Origin of the sequence: Streptococcus parasanguinis (assembly GCF_001578955.1) — a bacterium.
Taxonomy (GTDB): domain Bacteria; phylum Bacillota; class Bacilli; order Lactobacillales; family Streptococcaceae; genus Streptococcus; species Streptococcus parasanguinis_U.
Genome location: NZ_KQ969690.1, coordinates 382,058 through 382,895 on the forward strand (window position 1 = coordinate 382,058; position 838 = coordinate 382,895).

At 44.3% G+C, this 838-nt stretch carries 2 protein-coding genes; both read left to right on the plus strand.

Annotated features, from left to right (window positions below):
* The first annotated feature begins 57 nt into the window (after positions 1–57).
* Complete coding sequence (locus SPADD19_RS05685) at positions 58–543, plus strand: shikimate kinase (protein ID WP_061455480.1); 486 nt, start codon at positions 58–60, stop codon at positions 541–543.
* On the plus strand, positions 534–838 hold a 305-nt coding region (locus tag SPADD19_RS05690), incomplete at its 3' end, for a prephenate dehydratase domain-containing protein (RefSeq protein WP_277619465.1). The genes SPADD19_RS05685 and SPADD19_RS05690, both read left to right, overlap by 10 nt.

Genomic DNA, 838 nt, shown 5'->3' on the forward strand with positions numbered 1-838 from the left:
CAGAGGCCATCAACACCAGTTACCCTAGTTTTTTTGAAGATTTGGAGACCTTACTGCATGGCTAAAATTTTGCTTGGTTTTATGGGAGCTGGGAAAACGACTGTTGGTCGGATTCTTGATCCAAAATTCCATGATATGGATGAATTAATTGTTGAAGAAATCGGTATGTCGATCAATGACTATTTCGCAGTGGAAGGAGAAGCTGCCTTTCGTCGTCGTGAGGCTGAAATGCTGGAGCGTTTATTGGAAAATGAAGCGGCCATCATTTCCCCCGGAGGTGGGATTGTGGTCAATCCTCATAACCGTGCGCTCTTGGAAAAAAATCCACACAACATTTATTTGCGGGTAGATTTTGAAACCTTGTACAGACGGATTCAAAATGACAAAGCCATGCAACGTCCCCTCTTTTTAAACAACACAAAAGAAGAATTTAAGAAGATTTTTGATGGTCGTTTGCCCTTGTATGAGGATATTGCTACCCATATTGTGGATGTCGAGGACAAAACACCTGAAGAAATTGCGGAGATCATTCGATGCTTGTAGGCTATCTTGGTCCTAAGGGATCTTTTACCCATGATGTGGCCACTCATAGCTTTCCAACTTCTGAACGCATCGCCTATCGGACGATCACAGATGTCATCAAGGCTTATGAGAATCAAGAGATCGATTTTGCAGTCGTCCCAGTTGAAAACTCGATTGAAGGCAGTGTCCATGAGACCCTTGATTACCTCTTTCACCAAGGGACCATCCAGGCCGTTGCAGAAGTGGTCTATCCCATCAAGCAACAGCTCTTGGTGGCTAAAAAAGATCGGCCCATTCGAACGGTCTATTCGCACCC